The sequence below is a fragment of the Sphingobium sp. YBL2 genome (assembly GCF_000943805.1).
Lineage (GTDB): Bacteria > Pseudomonadota > Alphaproteobacteria > Sphingomonadales > Sphingomonadaceae > Sphingobium > Sphingobium fuliginis.
Map to the genome: position 1 here is coordinate 1,315,404 of NZ_CP010954.1, position 20,533 is coordinate 1,335,936.

The 20,533-nt window shown below is 61.8% G+C and carries 22 protein-coding genes and 2 pseudogenes; 12 read left to right on the forward strand and 12 right to left on the reverse strand.

Annotation, left to right across the window (positions count from 1 at the left end; all coding sequences use genetic code 11):
• Nucleotides 1-380: 380 nt before the first annotated feature.
• Genes TZ53_RS06255 through TZ53_RS06280 form a run of 6 tightly spaced genes read left to right on the forward strand, consistent with a single transcriptional unit; the run spans nt 381 to nt 4,768 of the window.
• Nucleotides 381-1,250 (forward strand): SDR family oxidoreductase, encoded by an 870-nt coding sequence (locus tag TZ53_RS06255; RefSeq protein ID WP_044660740.1) that lies wholly within the window; start codon nt 381-383, stop codon nt 1,248-1,250.
• A gap of 9 nt (nt 1,251-1,259) precedes the next feature.
• Nucleotides 1,260-1,649 carry a four-helix bundle copper-binding protein gene (locus TZ53_RS06260; protein ID WP_044660741.1) on the forward strand — a complete coding sequence of 130 codons (390 nt, stop codon included), beginning with the start codon at nt 1,260-1,262 and terminating at the stop codon, nt 1,647-1,649.
• 19 nt (nt 1,650-1,668) lie between these two features.
• Nucleotides 1,669-1,902: a hypothetical protein gene (locus TZ53_RS06265; protein WP_044660742.1), complete on the forward strand. Its 234-nt coding sequence runs from the start codon at nt 1,669-1,671 to the stop codon at nt 1,900-1,902.
• Between the two features lie 3 nt (nt 1,903-1,905).
• Nucleotides 1,906-2,277: a hypothetical protein gene (locus TZ53_RS06270; RefSeq protein ID WP_044660743.1), complete on the forward strand. Its 372-nt coding sequence runs from the start codon at nt 1,906-1,908 to the stop codon at nt 2,275-2,277.
• A 3-nt stretch (nt 2,278-2,280) separates the two neighbouring features.
• Nucleotides 2,281-2,778, forward strand: a complete 498-nt coding sequence (locus tag TZ53_RS06275) for a hypothetical protein (protein ID WP_044660744.1) — start codon at nt 2,281-2,283, stop codon at nt 2,776-2,778.
• Nucleotides 2,771-4,768: a protein-L-isoaspartate(D-aspartate) O-methyltransferase gene (locus TZ53_RS06280; RefSeq protein WP_044660745.1), complete on the forward strand. Its 1,998-nt coding sequence runs from the start codon at nt 2,771-2,773 to the stop codon at nt 4,766-4,768. The genes TZ53_RS06275 and TZ53_RS06280 overlap by 8 nt, the downstream gene beginning before the upstream one ends.
• Nucleotides 4,769-4,936: 168 nt before the next feature.
• Here the strand turns inward: TZ53_RS06280 and TZ53_RS06285 are convergent.
• From TZ53_RS06285 to TZ53_RS06310, 6 genes and pseudogenes are all read right to left on the reverse strand, one after another.
• Nucleotides 4,937-5,068, reverse strand: a pseudogene (locus TZ53_RS06285) (ATPase); the annotation flags it as partial.
• On the reverse strand, nt 5,062-5,232 hold the full coding sequence (locus TZ53_RS27470; protein ID WP_238320128.1) for an Lrp/AsnC ligand binding domain-containing protein: 171 nt from the start codon (nt 5,230-5,232) through the stop codon (nt 5,062-5,064). The gene TZ53_RS27470 and the pseudogene TZ53_RS06285, both read right to left, overlap by 7 nt.
• Before the next feature lie 412 nt (nt 5,233-5,644).
• A complete protein-coding gene (locus TZ53_RS06295; RefSeq protein ID WP_084694397.1) occupies nt 5,645-7,033 on the reverse strand; it encodes an NAD(P)/FAD-dependent oxidoreductase in 1,389 nt (462 codons plus the stop codon).
• An 8-nt stretch (nt 7,034-7,041) separates the two neighbouring features.
• Nucleotides 7,042-7,575, reverse strand: coding sequence for a hemerythrin domain-containing protein (locus TZ53_RS06300; RefSeq protein ID WP_044660747.1), 534 nt, complete (start codon nt 7,573-7,575; stop codon nt 7,042-7,044).
• A gap of 189 nt (nt 7,576-7,764) precedes the next feature.
• The gene (locus tag TZ53_RS06305) at nt 7,765-8,436 is read right to left on the reverse strand and encodes a Crp/Fnr family transcriptional regulator (RefSeq protein WP_238320129.1); all 672 of its coding nucleotides are present in this window, start codon (nt 8,434-8,436) and stop codon (nt 7,765-7,767) included.
• 106 nt (nt 8,437-8,542) lie between these two features.
• A complete protein-coding gene (locus TZ53_RS06310) occupies nt 8,543-9,754 on the reverse strand; it encodes an IS256 family transposase (RefSeq protein WP_011950834.1) in 1,212 nt (403 codons plus the stop codon).
• Nucleotides 9,755-10,974: 1,220 nt separating this feature from the next.
• Between TZ53_RS06310 and TZ53_RS27735 the strand changes: the two genes are divergently transcribed.
• Nucleotides 10,975-11,106, forward strand: a complete 132-nt coding sequence (locus TZ53_RS27735; RefSeq protein WP_272947352.1) for a hypothetical protein — start codon at nt 10,975-10,977, stop codon at nt 11,104-11,106.
• Nucleotides 11,107-11,134: 28 nt separating this feature from the next.
• Here TZ53_RS27735 and TZ53_RS27100 read toward each other — a convergent pair whose 3' ends face one another.
• On the reverse strand, nt 11,135-11,344 hold the full coding sequence (locus TZ53_RS27100) for a hypothetical protein (RefSeq protein ID WP_172668304.1): 210 nt from the start codon (nt 11,342-11,344) through the stop codon (nt 11,135-11,137).
• Between the two features lie 556 nt (nt 11,345-11,900).
• On the opposite strand from TZ53_RS27100, the pseudogene TZ53_RS06320 reads away from it, so the two are divergent.
• The 5 genes and pseudogenes from TZ53_RS06320 to TZ53_RS25965 all read left to right on the forward strand — a co-directional run.
• Nucleotides 11,901-12,128 (forward strand): annotated as a pseudogene (locus tag TZ53_RS06320) (transposase); the annotation flags it as partial.
• A gap of 641 nt (nt 12,129-12,769) precedes the next feature.
• Nucleotides 12,770-13,843 carry a patatin-like phospholipase family protein gene (locus TZ53_RS06325; RefSeq protein ID WP_044660751.1) on the forward strand — a complete coding sequence of 358 codons (1,074 nt, stop codon included), beginning with the start codon at nt 12,770-12,772 and terminating at the stop codon, nt 13,841-13,843.
• A 169-nt stretch (nt 13,844-14,012) separates the two neighbouring features.
• Nucleotides 14,013-14,237, forward strand: coding sequence for a hypothetical protein (locus tag TZ53_RS06330; RefSeq protein WP_044660752.1), 225 nt, complete (start codon nt 14,013-14,015; stop codon nt 14,235-14,237).
• Nucleotides 14,234-17,104, forward strand: a complete 2,871-nt coding sequence (locus TZ53_RS25960; RefSeq protein ID WP_084694331.1) for a PAS domain S-box protein — start codon at nt 14,234-14,236, stop codon at nt 17,102-17,104. The genes TZ53_RS06330 and TZ53_RS25960 overlap by 4 nt, the downstream gene beginning before the upstream one ends.
• Nucleotides 17,105-17,526: 422 nt before the next feature.
• A complete protein-coding gene (locus tag TZ53_RS25965) occupies nt 17,527-17,790 on the forward strand; it encodes a hypothetical protein (protein ID WP_084694332.1) in 264 nt (87 codons plus the stop codon).
• A 7-nt stretch (nt 17,791-17,797) separates the two neighbouring features.
• Here TZ53_RS25965 and TZ53_RS06345 read toward each other — a convergent pair whose 3' ends face one another.
• From TZ53_RS06345 to TZ53_RS25585, 5 genes are all read right to left on the reverse strand, one after another.
• Nucleotides 17,798-18,460: a S24 family peptidase gene (locus tag TZ53_RS06345; RefSeq protein WP_044662902.1), complete on the reverse strand. Its 663-nt coding sequence runs from the start codon at nt 18,458-18,460 to the stop codon at nt 17,798-17,800.
• 194 nt (nt 18,461-18,654) lie between these two features.
• Entirely contained in the window at nt 18,655-18,981 is a 327-nt protein-coding gene (locus tag TZ53_RS27105; protein ID WP_052628125.1) for a JAB domain-containing protein, read from the reverse strand.
• Nucleotides 18,982-19,001: 20 nt separating this feature from the next.
• Nucleotides 19,002-19,439, reverse strand: coding sequence for a hypothetical protein (locus tag TZ53_RS27110; protein ID WP_052628127.1), 438 nt, complete (start codon nt 19,437-19,439; stop codon nt 19,002-19,004).
• 54 nt (nt 19,440-19,493) lie between these two features.
• Nucleotides 19,494-19,838: a hypothetical protein gene (locus TZ53_RS06355; RefSeq protein ID WP_044660754.1), complete on the reverse strand. Its 345-nt coding sequence runs from the start codon at nt 19,836-19,838 to the stop codon at nt 19,494-19,496.
• 66 nt (nt 19,839-19,904) lie between these two features.
• Nucleotides 19,905-20,366, reverse strand: a complete 462-nt coding sequence (locus TZ53_RS25585) for a helix-turn-helix domain-containing protein (RefSeq protein WP_052628129.1) — start codon at nt 20,364-20,366, stop codon at nt 19,905-19,907.
• Between the last annotated feature and the right edge of the window lie 167 nt (nt 20,367-20,533).

The following is a 20,533-nucleotide window of genomic DNA, read 5'->3' on the forward strand; positions in this document are numbered from 1 at the left end:
AGATCGCCGTAGATGGTGTTGCCAGCCCTAGGCATTGTCGAGTTCCTCGTCCGAGCCGTAAGCGTCCTTGGCATATTCCGGAATTCTCCTTGAGATCTTCGTCCTGATTGGGCCCTGCGATGCCTTGCTTGCTTAAAGTCATGACTGTGATCTCGCGCGGCGATATTTCTGCACGCCGCCCAGCCAGAGTTCCTCATGCGGCGAGTAGAAGATCAGCCTGCCCGCCCAGACGAACGCCATCTTAACTCATGTGATTCATTGACGTGGATAATCACATAGGCGGCACGGTTCGGCTGTAATTGGTCTGTCCGAACCGCTCCCGCCGGAACTGCGCCGTTCGAAAGGTGCTCTTCTACTGAGCGTCCAAGGAGTATCCCGTGATGAGCGATCAAGCCCTCGATGCGGTAAAGCCGCCTCTCCCGGAGCAGCAACAGCAGGTTCCCGGCAAGACAGAAGACATGGATCCGCGTCCCGACCATGGTGAAGAGACGTACCGAGGGTCGGGTCGCCTCGAGGGGAAAAAGGCGATCATCACCGGCGGCGACAGCGGCATCGGCCGCGCAGTGGCGATCGCTTACGCCCGCGAAGGCGCGGACGTGCTCATCGCTTATCTCAGTGAAGACGACGATGCACAGGAGACCGCGCGCTGGATCGAGAAGGCGGGGCGCCAGGCGGTGCTCGTTTCCGGCGACATCAGCAGCGCCGATCATTGCCGCACCATCATCGACAAAGCGGTCGAAGCGTTCGGGCGTGTTGACATTCTCGTGAACAACGCCGCTCACCAGATGACCTATGAGCAGCTTGAGGATATCCCGGACGAGGAGTGGGACAAGACCTTCGCGACCAACATCCACGCGATGTTCTATCTGGCCAAGGCCGCGTTGCCGCATATGCGCGAGGGTAGCGCCATCATCAACACGACGTCGGTCAACGCCGACACGCCCAAGCCGACCCTGCTGCCCTATGCCACGACCAAGGGCGCGATCCAGAACTTCACCGGCGGGCTGGCGCAGCTGCTCGGCGAGAAGAAAATCCGTGTGAACTGCGTCGCACCCGGGCCGGTCTGGACCCCGCTCATTCCGTCCACCATGCCGCCAGACCAGGTGAAGGAGTTCGGCAAGAACACGCCGCTCGGGCGACCGGCGCAGCCCAAGGAACTCGCGCCGGCTTATGTGATGCTCGCTACCGACGAGGCGAGCTATGTGTCCGGGGCCACCATCGCCGTCACCGGCGGCAAGCCGATCATCTAGGAGACCGCCATGTCCATTCACAAGATGATCGCGCTCCATCCCGATGTGGGTGAGGACTTCAACGAGGCGCTCGCGACCGCGGCGCGCCACGCGACGTTCTGCTCGGAAATGTGCACCTCTTGCGCCGACGCCTGTGTCGCCGAGAAGATGGATATGGCGCAGTGCATCCGCTCGTGCCTCGACTGCGCGGATGTGTGTGCCGCGACAGGCCGGCTCGCAATCCGGCGGACGGCGCAGAATATCGAGACGTTGCGGCTGATGCTCGAGACCTGCGCGAGGGTGTGCGAGCTGTGTGCGGAAGAATGCGCACGCCATGAGCATGAGCATTGCCGGCTCTGCGCCGAGATGTGCCGGGAGTGCGCGGCCGACTGCCGCAAGGCGCTTCCGACCGTTCAGTAATCGAAAATGGAGAGAGAGAATGCGCGAAAATAGCGGACAGGGTGATGCGGAGAACAATCTGCGCGACCCGACCCTGAAGGAACATGAGGCTGAGGGCGCCCATCGCCAGCCCGCCCCCGAGCCCGGCGAAGAAGCGGAGATCGGCGGCAACGTCCGCGCGGCGGGCGAGGACCCGTCGCCCGACGATCGTGCTCGCGGCGAGACCTCCCGCGCGGACAAGGCGCCGCCGGCCGACCCTTATCCAAAGTCCTGAACGATGCCAGTCACAGGCTGGAAACTCGATCGGAACGTGCGGGCACAGCTGCTCGAACGCTTTCCGCCGACTTGGCCCGACGTGATAGCCGATCATGTCACGCTCCACGCGGGTGCCTCCGCCAATGAGCCTCTGCCCGCACAAGAGGCTGCCGAGATCGTCGGGAGGGTCGATGATGGCGAAGGTCTGCAGGCGTTGATCGTCTCGATCGACGGCAGCACGGACCGGCCCGACGGCAGCACCTACCACATCACCTGGTCGCTTGACCGAAGCCGGGGCCGCAAGGCCGTCCAGAGCAATGACGTGATCGCCGAACGGGGTTGGGAGCCATTGCCCACGCCGGTTCCGATTTATATCCAACCGGCAAGGTTTTAGCTGATGCAGCTCTATCTCGACTGCGACGGCGTACTGGCCGACTTCGATCGCGGCGCGACCGAGTTGCTCGGCATGCCGCCGCGTGTCTTCGAAAAGCGCCGCGGCCTCCCCGCCTTCTGGCGCGAGATCGCCCGCCATCCCGACTTCTATGGCACCCTGCCGCTGATGCCGGATGCGATGATCCTGTTTGAGGGGGTGCGGCACCTGGATCCCATCATCCTGACTGGCCTTCCGCGCGGCAAATGGGCTGCCCCGCAGAAGGTGCGCTGGGCGGCCGAGCATTTTCCGGGCACCCGCATTCTGACGGTGATGGCCGTCGACAAACGCAATCATTGCCAGTCCGGCGACATCCTCGTCGACGATCAGCCGAAGCACGCCCCTCTTTGGCAGGACGCCGGCGGCACCTTCGTTCATCACCGCAGCGCCAAGCAGACCCTCGCCGAACTCAACGCGCTCGGCGTACCGATGAGGGCCGCCCCCGCGGAGACGGCCGATGGCTGATTTGGCTGAGCAGCGGGACCGGATGATCGATGTCCAGCTCGCCCGTCGCGGCATCCGCGACCAAGCGGTGCTTGCCGCCATGCGCGAGGTCCCACGCGAGCGTTTCGTGCCGGAAGCTATGGAGGAGTTCGCCTACGAGGACGCGCCGCTGCCTATCGAGGAAGGACAGACGATCTCCCAGCCTTACATCGTCGCGGCCATGATCGAGGCGGCGGAGATCGGGCCGGGTGACCGCGTGCTCGAGGTCGGCGCGGGCTCAGGTTATGCAGCTGCCGTCATCAGTCGCATCGGGGGAGACGTATTCGCCATCGAGCGGCACGAGGCGCTCGGCCGTGCGGCGCGCGCGCGGCTGCAGGCATTAGACTATCGCAATGTCGATCTGCGCATCGGCGATGGCACGCTCGGGCTACCCGATCAGGCGCCCTTCGACGCGATTCTGGTTTCAGCCGGTGGTCCCGAGGTGCCGCGGGCGCTCAAGGACCAGCTTAAGGTCGGCGGCGTCCTCGTGGTGCCGGTGGGCGATGCGGGCGAGCAATCGCTGTGCAAGATCACGCGCACTGGCACTGGTAGCTATGCGGAGGAGGATCTCGGCACGGTCCGGTTTGTACCACTGATCGGCGCGCAGGGTTGGTCCGAGGACGGGCGCCGCTCGGCGGCGAACCACTTGCCGGGTGCCACGCGCAAACTGAGCCTGCCCGAGATGATCGGTGAGGCAGCCGAGCCGCTCCCCGACTTCGAAGATCCGGCGTTCGGGGCGCTCTTCGATCGCTTCGCGGATCGCCGCGTCGTGCTGCTGGGCGAGGCCAGCCATGGCACGGCCGAGTTCTATCGCGCCCGCGCTGCGATCACCCGGCACCTCATCGAACATCATGGCTTCACGATCGTAGCGGTCGAGGCCGATTGGCCCGATGCCGAGGCAGTGGACCGCTACGTGCGGCATCGCCCGCGCAGGACGTCCGCAGAACCGCCGTTCCAGCGCTTTCCGACCTGGATGTGGCGCAACACCGAAATCGCGGTCCTTACGGAGTGGATGCGCGGGCATAATGAAGCCATCGCCGACATGGATCGCCGCGCGGGCTTTTACGGACTCGACATGTACAACATGCGCGGCTCGATCGCGGCCGTGCTCGACTATCTCGATAGGGTCGATCCGGACGCCGCGGCCACCGCCCGTGAGCGTTATGGCTGCCTCACCCCCTGGCAGAAGGACCCGGCCACCTATGGCCGCTCCGCGCTCCGAAGCGGCTATGCCGAATGCGAATCCGCCGTGATCGAGCAATGCCGCGCGCTGCTCGCCAGACAGGCTGACTATGCCCAGGCCGATGGCGAGAGCTTCCTCGATGCGGCGCAGAACGCGCGACTGGTGGCCTCGGCCGAGCGCTATTACCGCATCATGTATTATGGCGGCTCCGAGAGCTGGAATCTGCGCGACACGCACATGTTCGAGACGCTCGAGAATATCCTCGAAGCCAAGGGCCGCGACGCCAAGGCGATCGTCTGGGCGCACAACAGTCACATCGGCGATGCCCGCCATACCGACATGGGTGCGGTTCGCGACGAGCTCAACATCGGCCAGCTTTGCCGCCAACGGTTCGGCCGCGACGCGGCGCTGATCGGATTAGGCACGCACAGCGGCACGGTCGCCGCCGCGACCGACTGGGACGGCGACATGGAGGTGAAGCGCGTGCTTCCTTCGCGCCGCGACAGCTATGAGCGGCTATGCCACGATGCGGGCAAGCCGCGCTTCCTGCTAGATCTCGCGCCGGGCAAGCATGATGCATTGAGGCGCCGGCTGGCGGAGCCGCGCCTGGAGCGTTTCATCGGTGTCATCTATCGCCCGGATACCGAACTCTGGAGCCATTATTCGCAGGCGGTTCTATCCGAGCAGTTCGACGCCTATGTCTGGTTCGACGAGACGGAGGCGCTGACGCCGCTCGGGACGGAGCACCATGGGCCGGGAGTTCCGGACACCTACCCGTTCGGCGAATAGCGGCCGCTGGTCGATACTGCACCCACTTTGCGCGGACGCCATTTAGATTAGTTATGTTGACCTGCCCGGTACCCTACGAGCCATGAGGCGCCTCGTCCGCCACGCCGCCCCATCGCCGAATTAGATCAGGATCGCTGGGAGCGCCTGCCAGAATATCGCAAGTGTCGACAACTGGCCACCAGAGCGCGCGAACGGCAGATATCCAAGCTCATCGAGCACCACCAGGTCGAGCCCCGAGAGCTGTCCCGCCAGGGTCCCGCCCTTGCCGATCCGGGTCTCCTCTTCGAGGCGTGTCACCATTCGAGGGAAGGCAATTCGGTCTTGTAAATCACCGGGCGGAGGGCAAAGCTGGTAGTCACGTTGGCGACGCCCGGCACCTTGGTCAGCCGATGGCGCAGAAAATCCTCAAATGCCCCCAATGAACGGACCAGCACGCGTAGCTGGTAATCGGCCTCGCCGGACATCAGATAGCATTTCCATCACTTCCTGGAATTCTGTGACGGCGCTCTCGAAGAAAGCAAGGTGACGGTCGTCTTGCTGGTCCAAGCGGACACGGACGAAGGCTGTCACGGAGCTGTCACGGAAAGGCCGACTACCTCCGGGTCCACCAAGGCGACATAGCGTTCGACAACCCCTTCGGCCTCCAACTGGCAGACCCGGCGGAGGCTGGTTTGATCGACTAGATGGCCTTGCAGGTCGCCGGCTGCACCATCCGTCGCGCTGCGGCTTGCGTCCCGATTCACCCGCTGACCTTCACCCGGTCAGGCTCCGCCGATGTCTTCGATAACATGCCCACTGTCCTCGTAGTGAGGACATGGTTCCTCGCCGATTATAGCCTTACCACTGCATATTGGGCAGAGATTGTCCCGGCTGCTTTCAGTGCCGGCCGGCGCTCGATCCCCCGGCTTCATGCGGGCTGATGTCTCCTGTGTCATGATATTCTTCCTTTGCCGGCGCGGGTTGAGGCCGCGGCTCTGGCGGCTGGGTGATCAGTCTGGCTCCACGCTGATAGGTGAAATAGCGCCATAGCCACTGGATGCTGACCAGCAGGCGCTTTTCAAAGCCGATCAGCAGATAGACATGGACGATGGCCCATAGCAGCCAAGCCAGCCATCCTTTCAGGCGGCGGCGGCCGAAATCGAAGATTGCGGCATTGCGGCCTATGATGGCCGTGTTGCCGCGGTCGCGGAAGTGGAATGCTCCCAGCGGCGTGGACCCGCTCAGCTCGCGCGCGAGCGACTGCCCCAGATGGCGGCCCTGCTGCTGCGCCACTTGGGCCAGTGCAGGGAGCGGCCGTCCGGTCTTGGGATCGTCCAAGGCTGCGCAGTCGCCAAGCACATGGACATGCGGGACGCCGGGAACCGAAAAATCGGGACTGACCCGCACTCGCCCGCTCCGGTCGCGCTCTGCCGCCAGCCAGTCAGTCGCCGGCGAAGCCTTGATCCCCGCCGCCCATATGATTGTTCCTGCGCGGAGCCTCTCGCCCGCGATCACGGCGGATTCATTGTCGATTGCCTCCACGGAGCGGCCGCAGACGATCTGGACGCCCAGTTCGTCGAGGCGGCGCTGGGCGTAGATGCCCAGTTCCCGCGGAAAGCTCGCCAGTATCCGGTCGCCTGCTTCGACCAGGAGGATGCGGGCATCGGCAGGGTCGACGTGCCGAAAGTCCCGCACGAGCGTGTGGTGCGCCAGCTCCGCGACGGCACCAGCCATCTCGACCCCGGTCGGCCCGGCGCCGACGATGATGACGGTCATGAGTTCTCGCCGAAGAACGGGATCGGGCTCGCGTTCGGCCAGTTCGAAACTGCGAAGGAGGCGGCTGCGCAGCAGACGGGCGTCATCGATGCTGCGTAATCCGGGTGCCGCACTCTCCCATTCCGGGTGGCCGAAATAATTGTAACGGCTGCCGGTTGCGATCACCAGCCGATCGAAGTGCATGGACGATCCATCTGCCAACAACAAGCGCTGCCTGTGCGTATCCAGGCCGCAGGCTTCCGCCAGGACGACGCTGATATTGGCGTGCCGCCGCACTATCCGGCGGATGGGCTGGGCGATGTCGGCCGGAGAAAGCGCCGCCGTGGCCACCTGATAGAGGAGCGGTATGAACAGATGATAATTGTTCCGGTCGATGACCGTCACGCGTACCGGGCTGCCGCCCAGTTCGCGCGCGCAAGCGAGACCGGCGAAGCCGCCGCCCAGAATGATGACGTGCGGCGCCCCTTCGAACCGCTCAGCAGGGAGCGCGGCGGCTTTGGCGACGTCCATTTCGCGGATCAAAGGCCGCTGTCATAACGCGCCATCTCTTCGCGGTAGCGCGCCGTCATGCGGTCCTGGTCGGCAGGTGGCAGTTCTTCCTTCAGATGGAGGAAGCGATCATTTTCTTCCTCATAGACATGGTGCGTGACCGCGCCGCGAATATGTTCCAGCTTCTCCAGCCAGTCATGGCTCAGCGGATCGATATCTTCCAGCAGGGCAAGCTGAACCTTCGCCGCTTGCTGTTCTTCATAGGCCATCACCATGCGCGTCTTGTGATCGCGGGAGAGCTGGGGATAGACGATCACCTCCTCTGCGCTGGAATGCGCTGTCAGAAGAGCCGCCAATTTTCTTTGTGCTAGGGTGCGGCTCTGAATATCAGTCGCGGCCTTTGCGGCGGAGAAGGCGGCTTCCACCTGCTCATGATGGTTGAGTATCTGGTCGAGCCAGTCCCCAGCCGTTGCCGCCGAGCGCGCCTTTTGCCGGGCTGCCGCGCGGTCTTCTTCCGATTCCGGCGGGGTTACGGCCGCGACGAGCCTGTCGAGAACGGACATGTCTTCGATCCTTTTCCGGATGCGGCCACTTTTTTGCTCGCATGGGTGAAGGTGCCAATCGTCGCGGCGGCTGCCAGTTCCGATGCGGAAGCTAAAAAGGAGTGAGCGCTAACCCACATTAGGGGCCGACTCGAGGCCATGCCCGGCTTTGATAACGACGTTCCGGACCGTTGTAGTCAATCGAGCCACTCAGGCGGTCTGAACGATCCTTAGTCTCTCGTCTGGCCTGATATCAGCCTGCAAATAGTTAGGATTGAAATCTCCCGCCGCAACCAAAGCTTCCCAGTCGTGAACTGCTACCTCGCGCCGGCGAACGTCCGCCAAGCCGTCCTCTCGCAGTGTCTTCAGCACCCGATTAACATGAACGGTCGTCAACCCTGTCGCGTCCGCGAGCTGAACCTGGGTGACCATGAACGGGAACGAGAAGGAGTTGGCAGCAGCCGGCGCGCCGAGCCTCGAAGCCATTTCGCAAAGCAAATGAGCGATGCGAACCTTTGCTTCTCGCCTCCCTACGTTCACAATCCACTGTGAAAGGATTGCGGCATCCACCATGCAGTCCCGCCATAGAATTTCAGCCAAGGCCGGATGCTGTGCCGTCGCGCGTCTCAGCGCGGCATGGGGAATCTGTAAAACAGTCGCGACGGAGAGAGCCTGGAGAGCGGAGGTCGCCTGTGGCTGCACCACTGAATGAAGATCGGCCACATCGCCGGGTATGTGGATCGCCGTAATTTGACGGGTCCCATTCATGTTCTGGTCGAAACGACCGATGAGCCCTGCCACGACGAGACAGGAATGAGTGACCGTCTCTCCCAGAGCCACGAAGTCAACATTCGCTTCGACCTGTTTGGCATGACCCGGCAAGCTTAATATTGCTCCCCGTTCTTCCTCAGTGAGGATCGAGCGAAGGGAAAGCCGGTCGCGTCCGTCAATGTGGTGTAGAATTGGGTGTGGCCAGCGGGCTGCATTTTCAGGCGGCCTTGGGTGTAATCTGTAGCGGCTGTGCCTCCTCGATCATTGGTGTAGCAAGGGCGGCCATGCCCTCGATCTGCATGTAGCGGTGCTGGAGCTGGTATTCGTCATTCTGCTCCAGCAGGACGGCGCCGACGAGGCGGATGATGCTATCCTCGTTCGGGAAGATGCCGACGACATCGGCGCGGCGCTTCACTTCCTTGTTCAGGCGTTCCAGTGGATTGGTGGAATGTAATTTGACGCGGTGCTGCTCGGGGAAGGTCATGTAGGCCAGCACGTCGTGCTCGGCATCGTCCATGCAGGCGCCGAGCTTTGGCCAGCGGGTACGCAACTGGTCGGCGACCTGGCGCCAGACCTGTGTCGCGGCGGCATGGTCGGGCTGGAGGAAGACCTGGCGGATGGCAGCGGCGACGACGGTGTTCTGGCCCTTGGGCACGTAGGCCAGGGCATTGCGCATGAAGTGGACGCGGCACCGCTGCCAGGTGGCGCTGAGCACGCGAGTGATCGCTGCCTTGAGGCCCTCGTGGGCATCGGAGATGACCAGCTTCACGCCGGTCAGTCCGCGGCGTGCGAGGTCCTTGAGGAAGCTCGACCAGAATGGCTCGGCTTCGGAGGGTCCAATGTGAAGGCCAACGATTTCGCGCTTGCCCTCGGTGTTGACGGCAACGGCTATTATCGCGGCGACACTGACGATCCGCCCGCCCTCGCGCACCTTGAGGTAGGTAGCATCGAGCCAGAGGTAGGGCCAGTCGCCGGTGAGCGGCCGCTTAAGGAAGGCATGGACACGTTCGTCGATATCCTTGCACAGCTTGGACACCGAGGATTTGGAGATGCCGGTCATGCCCATGGCCTGCACCAGCTCGTCGACACGCCGGGTGCTGACGCCGGCGATCCACGCCTCCTGGATCACCGCGACCAGCGCCTTCTCGACGGTCTTCCTGGGTTCCAGGAAGCCAGGGAAGTAGGCGCCGGTCCGTAGCTTGGGAATCCTCAGGTTGAGCGTGCCGAGCCGGGTATCGAGGCTGCGGTCGCGGTAGCCGTTCCGCCAGGTCGTCCGGTCGCCGGAGCGCTCGTGTCGGCTAGCGCCGACCAGGCCATCGACGTCGGCCTCCATGATGATCTGTAATACGCTCTCGGCGATCGTGCGCAGGAAATCTCCATCTCCAGTCTTCGCCATCAGCTCGGCAAGCGGTAGTCTGTCGTCGGTCATCGGGATCAACTCCTCGGTGGGCGTGTGAAGTGTGGTAACTCCACCTTACCGATGAGCCCGGTGGCCACCGAGATCGAAATCGCATGGGGTGGGGCATGCCCCACCCCATGCGATCATCTCAATCTACACCAGAAATTACACCACGAGCGCGGACGCTAACGGGAAAGCCTGTCGAGAAAAAGCTGCAGGTTGGGGGAGTAAGGCAATGGACGCATCCCGTCTTTGCAAGCGGGAGCACGAACCACTCTCAGTCGACGAAGCCTGCGGGCAATTGATCGGCGATGGTTCGACCTTATCACGTATCAACCCAGGGCCAAGGCCTGTTTAGCCAAACTCGATCAAGGCCGCGGCAGGCAATCGGGGCCGATGGTTGCTTTCACTGCGAGCACCTTTACGTCTTGATCAGTGATTCCGAACCGATAACTCAGGTTTATCGGCGATCCGGATGCCACGTGCTCTGCCATTAGATCGTGCATCCGTCCGGGCTGAGCCGACCCTTTTGCTGGGAATGCCGTCAGTTACGGCCCCGGAGGCCGTGTTCCTGGACGCGAACGCTGGAGTCCCCGGAATTCGCCTCGTCCGTTGGTGCACACGTCGCGAGGGACGCGGCAATTGCGGCAACCGCCAGATATTGACGATGCGTCAGTCTCCGATAGGGCAATGGGCCTGATGGGTTCGACGAGCCCCCTGTTGCGGCCTCTCAAACTTAGGGTAGCATCACTAGAAGGCATTATCGTGGATCAGGAGGAGCGGAACGGATGGGCCGTGCCGGGGTCCGCGCCCTCTCATCTGAGGAGGATCGAAATGGCGCAAGGAGGTGAAGGTGGTACTCCGGGACAGTCGGGAAAAAGAGCGGCGATGGCGCCAGCGGCAGCACGGGAACGGGTCCGGGCGGCGGTAACAATGCGCGCGGGACCAAGCCGGCTTCAAAGACCAGGGGCAAGGGCAAGACGTCCGAACGCTCCGAGAGTGGTGGAAGGTGATTGTTATTGCCGAGTTCATCCTTCGCAATGGTTACGCGATCTCCATCCACGTGGATCAGGTCCATTGCTTCCAACCTTTCGAAGACTGCAGGCAGGTCCAGTTCGCCGATGGCGGGTAACTGACGCCGCAAGAAAGCTTGACGCTGTTGCCGAAGTGCTGAAACCCATCAGTTCGGCCTTGCCGTTCGGCGCGTTGTACGTCCAGCGCTTTCAGGTCGTCGCTTGCCGCGTGGCGCGATGATCAACGTCGTCATGATCCAGATCGCGCCAGAGCTGAGCGACGATGACCATGCCGCGCATGCGAACCTGCTGGCGGCGCTTACGGTTATGACCTGCCTCGGACGTCGCGCTGGAGTGAGCTTTCGTTGAAATGGCGACGATGGTGAGCGCAGGCCGCTCAGCCGCAGCGGTTGATCAGGATGATCTTCCGATCACGTGCCACGACATCGATCCTATAGCTTTCGAACTGCTGTAGCAGCCCGTCGCAGGTGAACAATATCTTGGCGACGCCGCCATTCGCAAAATCTATGCGATGCGCCGCCAATCCGGGGCTGCGCATGATGCGATGGCCAACGACATTGGTTATATCGGCGAGGATCACGTGCACCCTGGTCCCCATCCACCCATGCAGAATGTCGGCGGTGGCAGCATCGTGCGATAAATGTCCGTCATTTCCGTTCATGGACATTGAATGCCGCCAACCTGCTTTCGCTTCCTGCGCGTGCAACGCAGGTTACCAGAAGCTCGCTTTTCGTCCTGCGGCGAATAATCGTACGCAGGTGGTGCCCACTGGCCTTTAGGCTGCGTGCCGATCCCTTTTCCCAATTGTTCGGAAATTCCTTTTTGCAACTCGACTGCCGGGCATACCACTTCACTCGCAGTCTGATCGGGATCATGCCGTCATTTCGTCCAGCCTGCTGATCAGTCGAAGAAAAGCGACCTCATTTTCATCATAAGAGGTGCCGTCAGCATCGGAAATGTCGTGAAACCATTTTTCCTTCAGCCCTTCCAGATTGGAATTTTCCCATTTGTCCCAAGCCAGATGGGTCTGCGTCTTGCCCTTGACTAGCCCCTAGTCTTACTGATTCACGAAACGTTGTCCCGGGGATTCGCTCGCCACTTAGGTGTGATACGCTGCTGATTCACAGCGATGGATGAGCGGCATGGAGAGCACAGGCGGTCGCGCAGCGGAGGCGTTCGAAGTCTATGTGAAGGGACTGACGGAGGTGATCGGGCATGCGGACCGAGCCGAACCGCTCCGGGACTATTGCACAGGGCTGATGATGCCAGTGACGCGCAAGAGCGTAGAGCCGCTGGCGGCAGTAACGGCGCGGGCGCGGGTTTCCGCCAAGCATCAGTCATTGTTGCATTTCGTGGGCCAAGCGCCCTGGTTTCTAGGGCGCGGATCGCCTGGCTTGATGTCATCGGCATGCCGATGACGCTCGCCCATGATCCACACATAGTCGATTGCCTGGGCCAAAACTGGGGTCGAAGGCGCATGTCTCCAGTCAGGAGCCGTCACGGTCCGCTCGGATGGAGAGCAGTGTCGCTTCATAAGCAATGCCGGAAGTTCCCGCGCCATCGGCCCGGGCGGCGAGCAGGGAAGCGGTTTGCTCCCCATGCCGCCGGGCGCCTGTGCCAGACTGGCGGCCAGGCACAAGGTCGATTGAATAAGGAGAGAGGTCTCTGAACAATCCTGCGGCATTGTGGCCGGACCGTTTCGGGGGCGCTGGCGTGCTCAAGGCGGATGCCCCAGAGGCCAGCGTGATAATGAGGCTCATCATGAGCGCGGACACGCGGCGATGTGCGTCCGCCGCCTAAACGAACGGGTCAATCTATGTGCTCCCGGAAGTGCCGGCTTTTCCGGCAGGCACGATGCAGGAACGCCAGACGCACCGAAAGGGGGCGACGAGCAGCATCGCAACGTGGAACGACGCCCCCCGCGAGCGGTTTGGGGATGCTACAACGCAGGAGATTGTGTGGCGCCTGTCATTTTCCACCGTGACCCGAGCTCGGCTGCGGGCGCTTCGCTTTGAACGGTCAACCCTATGATGTTGTGCTGGTGCTGAGCGGTGGCAACGCACTGGGCGCATATCAGGCTGGAGCCTATGAGGCGCTTCACGATCAGGCGCTTGAGCCTTCCTGGATCGCGGGTGCGTCTGCAGGCGCGGTGAACGGAGCGGTGATTTGCGGCAACAGGGCTTCCGACCGGGTCAGCCGGCTTCGTGAACTGTGGAAATATGACGGCGACGTTAGGCCACTCGATCTACCGGAAATCGCCGAGACGGTAAGGCGTAGCTGGGCGACTGCACTGACGCTGGTTGGCGGACATCCTGGGCTTTTCGTGCCCCGTCAAATTTACGGCCCCTGGTGGAACCCGCTGGGCAATGACGAACCCCCGAGCCTCTACGATCTCCGGCCGCTGGCCGACACGCTTCAGCGGCTTGTCGATTTTGCGAAACTCAATGAAGGCTCGCCGCGCTTGTCGCTTACAGCTGTTGATATTCAAAGCGGAGAGGATGTCGCTTTCGACACGAGGTGCCGTTGGATCGGCTGCGACGAAATTCGCGCGAGCGCCGCGCTCATTCCGCTGTTCCCGCCGGTCGCGGTCGGCAAGAGGCTGCTGGGAGACGCGGGCATTTCAGTGAACCTGCCTCTCGATGTCATTCTGTCCGAAAAGCCTGCTCGCCCGCTTCTCTGTATCGCCGTAGATCTGCTGCCGCTATCTGGCAGCCGTCCGCGCACGCTGGGCGACAGCGCAAAGCGGAGCCAGGACCTCATGTTCGCGACCCAAAGCCGCCGCGCGCTCGCGGCCTGGCAGGCTCTTTTCGATGCCGAGGGCGAGCGAGCGGCTTCGGTCACGGTGCTGCGCCTTGCCTATGCCGATCAGGCGAAGGAGGTTGCTGGCAAGGCATTCGACTTCTCCAGCCAATCTGCCGCGGCGCGCTGGCACGCTGGTTATGAAGCTATGACGAGCATGCTGGCCGCTTTGGGGCGCGGTGACATAGCGACGGGCGAGCCAGGCTTGTCGGTTTACCAGCCCGACCCCCAGGCGCCGGACAAGCTTGAACTTGTCCGTTTCTCGATGCGACCGGCCGTCGGATGAGTTCGCATTCTTCTTGGCGCCACCAGCAAATCGCGGCACTCAGAAGTGAGTGGAAGCGGACACGGCCAACCTAAGTTGGGGCGACTCACATGCTGTGTTGCTATGGGTGGTGCAACAATCAGCGGGAGGGTCACGCCCTGATGAAGCGTGTCCGCCACCAGGAGCATCCGTGACCCATCATGTCCATCACCTTCGCGACGGCGCGGACGAGGTGCTCGCGCCGGAGAGTTCCACCTTTCTCGCGTTCGAGAAACTCGGGCAGGCCGTAAGTGCTGCTCCCTACGCGTTGATCGCCTGCAGCGCCCTGGGCGATGAGATCGACTTCGGCTACCTGATCGACGCGGAGAGGCGAGCCCGGGTTGGGCGGTCACGGGGCTCCAGGAGGCTGCGATGACAAGCGCTGCCGGTTCCGAACCCCTGATGAGAGGGGTCGATGATGTCCTGATCACGGCCGAGCTGGCGAGCCGCGCTTCCCGGAGCCCAGACCATGAAACCGAGAGCCGGGCGCTCGGTCTTTTGGCCCAGGAGATGGCAACCAATCCGCGCGGCGTGCTCCAGAAATGCGCGGAACTGGTCATGGCGCTGTGCCATGCGGACTCGGCGGGCATCAGCATATTGGAGCCCGGCGGAACAAGCGGCATCCTCCGCTGGCACGCCGCAGCAGGCGGATTTGCGCCGCATCTTCATGGCACCATGCCCCGGGAGGCGAGCCCCTGCGGAACGGTGATGGAACGCAACTGCGTCCTTCTGTTCCGTGAGGCTGAGCGGTTCTTTCCGGCCCTCCGGATCGTCGAACCACGCATTTACGAGAACCTGCTCGCCCCCTGGCATGCTGAGGGCAAGGCGGTTGGTACCCTCTGGGCGATCAAGCACACCCCCGAGGGACGGTTCGATGCAGAAGATGCGCGCATCCTGCAAAGCCTGGCCCGCTTTACCGCAGCGGCGTTCCAGATGAGCTTGGCCCTCGACGAAGCCACAGCCGAGCGATCAGCGCTCCGCGCGAGCGAGCAGCAGCTACGCGACGTCCTCGATTCGATATCGGAAGGATTCGCGCTGTTCGATGCCGACTTCACGATCCTCGATGTCAACGCGGAAACGCTGAGGCTCGACGGGCGCACCCGCGATGAACTCGTGGGGCGGAACCATTGGGAGGCCTTCCCCGGAAGCGAGGACTCGCCGCAGGGCGAAATGTTCAAGCGCGTCATGCGCGACCGCTTACCGGAGGCGATGGAGCATTGCTATAGCTGGCCGGACGGCAAGACGATGTGGGTCGATACTCGCGCATATCCGACCACTCACGGCAACATCGCCATCCAGTGGCGAGACATCACCGATCGCAAGCAGGCCTACGAAAAGCTGCGCGAGAGCGAGGAGCGAAAAGCTTTCCTGCTCAGGCTGAGCGACGCGCTTCGCACTATGCCCAATGCCGAGGCGGTGGCATATCACGGGATCAGCGAAGTTCTCGACCATTTGAAGCTGGATCGCTGCTACCTGGCCTCGTACCGGCTGGCGGAGGACCGTGCCGACATTACCCATCAGGTCGGCACCGACGATGTCCCAGCCATGCCTCGGGAAATACGGCTCTCCGACTTCCCGGAAGCCTATCGCGAGGTGCTTGATCGAACGCTTGTGGTCGATGACGTCGCGCGAACTGCGGGCATTTCCCAGACGGACAGACATAATATGGCGGCGCTCGGCTTTGGAGCGCTTGTCGCTGCAACGCTGCGCCGTGGTGAGAAGAACCCGCTCTGGGTCCTGGTTGCGGTATCCGCTCGGCCCAGGCATTGGTCGGTAGGTGAGATTGCTCTGCTCGAAGAAGTTTCCGAGCGCACCTGGGCGGCTATGGATCGGGCCGCAGCAGAGACTGCGCTGCGAGAGAGCGAAGAGCGCTTCGGGCAGTTTGCCAACGCCTCCTCGACTGGTCTGTGGATCAGAGACGCGAATAGTCTGGCAATGGAATTTGCCAGCCCAGCTGCCGCCGCGATCTACGGCGTGGAACCCGACGGGCTGCTCGGGGACGTGAAGCGGTGGGCGGCACTGGTCGTGCCCGAGGACCGACATGGCGCCCTTGCGCGGATGGAGGCTGCGCTGGCGGGAGAGACTGCCATCCATGAGTTTCGCATCCAGCGGCCATCCGACGGGGCGTTCCGATGGATCAGGAACACAGACTTCCCGCTCGAGGATGCCGATGGACGCGTTCAGCGGATCGGTGGGATCGCAGAGGATATTACCGACGCGAAGCGCGCCATGGAACATCAAGGCGTGCTGCTGGCGGAGCTTCAGCACCGGGTGCGCAACATCATGGCGATGATCCGGTCTATGGCGCTGCGCACAGCTGATGGCGCCATGGACGTTGTTGACTACAGGTCGCTGCTGGAAGGGCGCCTCTTGGCATTGGCGCGCGTGCAGGTCCTGCTAACCCGCGAGGCCAATGCCGGTGGTTTCCTTCGAGAGATCATCGCGAGTGAGGTCGGCGCACAAGCGCATCGGGAGGATCAATTCGAACTGAACGGGCCTGAGATCAGGCTGTCGCCCAAGGCGGTGGAAGTGCTGACCTTAGCTATCCACGAACTCGCGACCAATGCGTTGAAATATGGGGCTTTCTCAGTCCCGGAAGGCCGTCTGTGCGTGTCGTGGGAGTCTTTTGAGAAGCGGGAACGCGCTTGGCTGGCGCTGGAGTGGACGGAGAGCGGTGTTCCATTGCTGGAACCGTCCAAACGTAGAGGGTTTGGCAGCGACCTGATCGAGGGCCGTATCCCCTACGAACTTGGAGGAACGGGGACATTGAGTCTCCAGCCCGGCGGCGCACACTGTCGAATGGAGCTTCCGCTCAAGGACGGCGAAAGCATCCTCGAGACCGATGCGCCCATGACTTTTTTCGGAGGAATGCTCGATATGACGGAGGCACCGGACCTGAGCGGTCGCAAGATTCTGGTGGTCGAGGACGACTACTATATCGCGGGCGACACCGCCGCAGCGCTTCGTGGCGCGGGCGCCGATGTTCTGGGTCCTTGCCCGAGCGAGGACGCGACGCTCAATCTTCTGCAATCGCAAACGCCCACCCATGCAGTGCTGGATCTGAACCTGGGCGGCGGGGGGCCGAAGTTCGATATCGCGCGCCTGCTGAAGGAACGCGGCGTGCCCTTCCTCTTCATGACCGGATACGATCCCGACAAGATTCCGCCGGAGCTGGAAGATGTGCCGAGACTCCAGAAGCCTGTCCCCTTCCGCCAAATCGTAGAGGCTCTCAGTCGGCTTTGACTGGGGCTAACAAGCGAACCGTCGGAGGGCCGGAAAGTCGTCGGGGCGCGGCAGCTGCCCCCACTACGGGGCAGGGCAGCTTTGCCAAGCCGCCCGCCGCTAAGCCGTCATTCGGGAATCGCCTGCTTCGAGATGCGTATATCGGACAGCTGATCTTCCGGAGCTGGAGGGCGAAAATGGATCCCGTACGGCAAGGAAGGGTCGCAACTGAAATTTCTGCATACTTGGGTCACTGCCCGATCCTATTGCCGACGAATTGTTCACACGTTAGCGGACAAGGCATGAATAGCTGCATAGGGCAACTGCGCCGTCAGCGGCTGGCTAAACCCCTCGCAGAGCCACTCACTAACCATTTCGGACTTGAAAGATTTTCCCATTCGCCTTTCGCGAGAGTAGCAGGGCCTCATGAAGGGAACGGAGATATGGTGGAGAGGACTCGTCGTTCTTCGGTGCAAGCAACGGAGGATCTCCAAACCCCCCTGCCCGAAGTACAGCTCGATCAGCCTGTGGCGGACATCGCCAGGATCCTCAATCGGTGCCTTGGTTTCCTGGATGAACTGGGCCTGTCTCAAGCAGGAGCGCATCTGGGCGCGGCGATCGACGCATTGCCTGGGCAAGCAGCCGTGCCGCCTATTGAGTTGCTCGATCTGATTGCCGACTTGCCGACCGTTCCATCAGAGCCTTAGCCGCATATCAACGGAAAATGCGCCCTGACCAAACGACCCGGCCCACAATAGTGACGAGCGCGGGATCGACGTTCGTCCTGCTCGGATAGAGGCTGTTGTCGCTCAATATGCTGAACTCGTCGCGTCGCAGCCCCATCGCAACGCGCTTGACCAGGAGCACGTCGTCCAGGCGCAAGACATAGATGCCGTCTCGAAGCCTGCTCATATTGTCGCTGTGATCGACCATGATCTCGTCGCCATGGTTCAGGGTCGGGGTCATGGATTCGCCATCGACGCGTATGATCGAGACATAGGGCGGCCGAACCCCGATCTCCTGGAGCCAGCGACTGTCGATCGCCACGCTGTCGGATGCGCTTTCATCAATGTCGAGCGCGCCCGCCCCGGCCGAAGCGCCCAGAGAAAGTCTCGGCACGGAGACCGACCTTGCCGGTTTGGAAGGCGGTGCGGGCTCGGCCCCTTCCAACGGCAGCCCGCTGAGCAGATGTTCGGATATGCCAAGGAACCGTGCGATCGTTCGACGGTCCTGCTCATCCAGCCTGCGGGGGGTCCCGCGCTTGATGAACTGCTGAATATAAGCCGGATTTCTGCCGATCAGGCGCGAGATGTCGGAATAGGTGGCTTTGCTTTGGGCAATCTTCTCATCCAATAACGCACGAACGTCTTCCATCATCATATCTAGCTAGCTGTGGTTCCGGACTTATCTTACGTTAATTCAAAATCAGGCTTTGGCAAATTTCTGTTGTCGCTACCCTCTCGGTTGGTCGCAATTCCCAGGGACATATTTCCCCCGTGAGGGTAATACGGGATTCTACCTATGCGTCGTCGGTCGAAGGGGAAAGGCAGATGGGCAGGCGCGGAGAAGGGCTACATATAGCCCAGGTTCCGGAAGCTGAACGAGCCGTTCCGGGAGACGATGATATGGTCATGCACCCTGATCTGCAGTTCCTTGCAGATCCTGACGAGCCTTCGCGTGAACTCAACGTCCGCCCGGCTAGGCTGGGGCACGCCGGAGGGATGGTTGTGAGCGAAGAGAAGCATTGGCGATCCGCATGCTATGGCGTGCCTCACAAGTTCGCCCAAAGGGAGCTCCACATGCGTTGCGGTGCCGGGCCAGATGCGTTCGTCGGCTATGGCGTCGCAAGCATCATTGAAGAATAGAACGCGGACTTGTTCCTCGGCCAGCGCGGCCATGCGCGCTTCGAAATAAGGGATCAGGCCAAGGCTCTGGCAGCCATGTTCGCGCAGGATCGCCGATATCGGATGTCGAGCACGATTCCGCGCACCATGAAGAGCTGCATCGGAAAAGCCCATAGACTCCTCAGACCATGGTAAATCTTCGGATCGATCCCGATCTGGGCGATTGACCCCAAATGGACCGCAACAGCAGCGAGCGCGCAACCGCTGGTCCAAAGGGGCCAATGCCGGTTGCTCTGAAGTGCGAGAATGACGAATGCCACAAGACATATCACGTCCACAGACAGCACCGGGTAAAGAGTGTGACCCCAGCTCTGATCGAGGATCGAGGTGTAGAATCCCGCGACTGTCTTGAACACGATCAATCCCGCGCCGATGCGCCCTACCGAACCGCCTGCGCATGCGGCATACAGACAGCAGCATAGCGTCATAATCCAATACAAGATCAAAAGCATGAACTCTGGCCGTCTTCCATATTGTGCAAGACGGCCAAAGCACCTAAGCAGCCCTTAGGCAACCAGTTGCAACTGCGATTCCGGCGCGATCCAAGGGCATAGCGGGCCAGGGTCACAGCCGATTTCGACGGTGCGCAGGTTTGAGTCCTGCTTCATATCGATCAGCATCTTGTGAGCGTTCACGAAGTTGCGGCGGCCTTCCACGAAGGTCTTGAAGCCGTCGGCCAGTTCCTCGAGCGCAGGCTGGCCCGCCGCATCGCTCAGCTTTGCTTCGGAAAAGGCTTCGATCACATCGGTCGTCAGCATGGAAAATTTCTTGAGCGCACCATCGATCAGAAGTTGCGTCCGGCCAAGATCGGTCACGATCTTGCGGGCCTGCAGCGGATTGAATTCGGTCATGAAGTCTCCTTCGCACCATCCCTTGGGGCGTGCGTTTGTAAGAGCTGGTTGTCGTGAAGCGGAGCGTCATCTCGACAGGGCGTCGAGTGCCGCCGCAAAGAGGATGATCACCGTCAGGACGATGATCGTCAGAAAGAGCGCGATCCTGCCGATCGCCATGAGGCGCTGAGTGCGTGTCAGGTCATTGGTTGGACCTCCGATAGGGGGAAGGCCGAGCGACTTGGGCTGCGCCTGTCGCCGCTCGACCGGTTCCTCGGAAATGCCTGCATCCTCGCGGATTTCAACGTCGGTCGGCTTTAATTCAAATTGTTTGAACGGAACTGCGCGGTCGATTTCCACGAAAATCCGTGCCGCTTCGCGCCGATTCTCCGCATTCAAAATCATCCGGGCACGATGAAGATACTGGTCGACGGTCTGATGAGTCAGGCCCACCAGCGGCGCAATCTCCTTCGAACTTCGTCCCTCCGCCGTCAGGCGGAGACACCGCTTTTGCACATCGGATAATTTGGCGATCCGATCGTCCAACATGCGCCTCCCGATAGTCTCCCTCATTAACCATGTCTGTGGCGGAAATTTCCTAGGCTGTGTAGAGAGAATTCGCGGAAAAAAACGAGGAGGGACAGTTGGATGCCGGGCCTGGCTGTTGAGCGTGGCGGCGCGAATTCCCTGGCAATCGTTGCGGACAGGGCATTGAA